The following is a 618-nucleotide window of genomic DNA, read 5'->3' on the forward strand; positions in this document are numbered from 1 at the left end:
ATGCGTGAGATGATCGTTCCGAAGTCGTTCGCGGCCCAGCGAACGAACGCGAAGACCGCGCCGGGGCGATAGGACAGAATGCGCCGGCGACGATCAACGATCTGTTCCTGGGCGTGGGTGCCGAACCGTATCCAGTTCTCTTGCCTCTTCTCAACCCAGGTCAGTTCGACATGGACGAGTTCGTCGCGAGCGTGGTGCGTGGCGGCGCTCATCGGGTGGCTCCCGAGCGCGGATCAAGAGGCGGATTCGGGACTTCGGAGACGCTGGTTGCCGTGCTGCTGCCGTCAGAGACCGATGGCGCATTCGAGGTCTTGTCGGCGTCTATGCTGAGTGCATCGCTGGTTCGCCGGATGAGCCTTTGCACATCACGAGCGCGCTCTTCAAAGTTAGACTCTGGGTTAGACTCTAAGTTAAGGGCGCGATTTCGGCTTTGCTTTCCAAGGGTTAGGCCCCGTTTGGGTTCCTGATAGCACGTGCCTGCGGTTCCCGATGGCACGATAGGTCCGGTTCCCGATAGCACGAGGCTGTCCACAGGCCTTCCACCGGAGGCGATCCGCTCGAAGGCGAGCAGCGTCCGGCCGCCCATCTCCACTTCGAGGAAGAGCGTGTAGCCGGGCA

At 61.7% G+C, this 618-nt stretch carries 1 protein-coding gene and 1 pseudogene; both read right to left on the reverse strand.

The features are described 5' to 3' along the window. The coding region (locus NR193_RS33310; protein WP_256754889.1) for a DUF2840 domain-containing protein at positions 1 to 212 on the reverse strand (212 nt) is incomplete at its 3' end. Then, positions 209 to 618: pseudogene (locus NR193_RS33315) on the reverse strand (replication protein); the annotation flags it as partial. The pseudogene NR193_RS33315 and the gene NR193_RS33310, both read right to left, overlap by 4 nt.

Source organism: Mesorhizobium sp. Mes31 (assembly GCF_024519675.1).
GTDB lineage: Bacteria > Pseudomonadota > Alphaproteobacteria > Rhizobiales > Rhizobiaceae > Mesorhizobium.